1 protein-coding gene is annotated in these 664 nt (G+C 69.7%); it reads right to left on the reverse strand.

Translation table 11 applies throughout. The features are described 5' to 3' along the window. The coding region (locus ABD323_RS43275) for an RICIN domain-containing protein (RefSeq protein ID WP_344447512.1) at positions 1-540 on the reverse strand (540 nt) is incomplete at its 3' end. Positions 541-664 lie beyond the last annotated feature (124 nt).

Genomic DNA, 664 nt, shown 5'->3' on the forward strand with positions numbered 1-664 from the left:
CCGCTGGCCCTCGATCCCGCCGCCGCCGGAGGGCTGGGGCTGCGGGTGGGGCTGGGGCTGGGGTCGCTGCCCGCCGCCGGAGTTGCCGGTGCCGCCGGCGACCGGGAGCAGCTTCCAGCGCTGCCCGCTGCCGTTCGGGTCAAGCTGCCAGACGCCGAGCGCGCTGCCGACCCGATCCGCCGTCAGGTAGCCGTCGCCCCGGGCGGTCTTCAGCCGGACCCAGCCGTCCCCGGCGTCCTCGACGTACCAGCGCTGGTTGTCGTTGCCGTGCTCCTGGAAGAGGTGGGTGTTGAAGGCGTTGTAGTTGAAGTCCATCACCATGGCCTGGCCCGGGCCGTGGGTGCCCTTGGTGAGGCCGGTCTCCAGCAGCCAGGTGCCGTTCTCCTTCGCCCAGAAGACCCAGGTCTGGGCCTTGCTGCCGTTGGGCTGCCAGGCCTGGATCCGGTTGCAGGACGCGGTGCTGGAGGAACTGACGTCCGCCACCGTGCCGCTCTGGGACTGCAAGGTGTACACCTGGCCGTTCTGCGGGAACTCCGTCATGGTTCGTGCCTTTCGTGCGGGCTTTCCTGCTGACAGGACAGAGCCTCGCCCGGGCCGATCTACGCGCGTTCTCCACGGCATACACAAGTCATTGACGCCGGTTCGGCCGCTTGGGAGGGCATGA

Origin of the sequence: Kitasatospora nipponensis (genome assembly GCF_039528135.1) — a bacterium.
Classification (GTDB): domain Bacteria; phylum Actinomycetota; class Actinomycetes; order Streptomycetales; family Streptomycetaceae; genus Kitasatospora; species Kitasatospora nipponensis.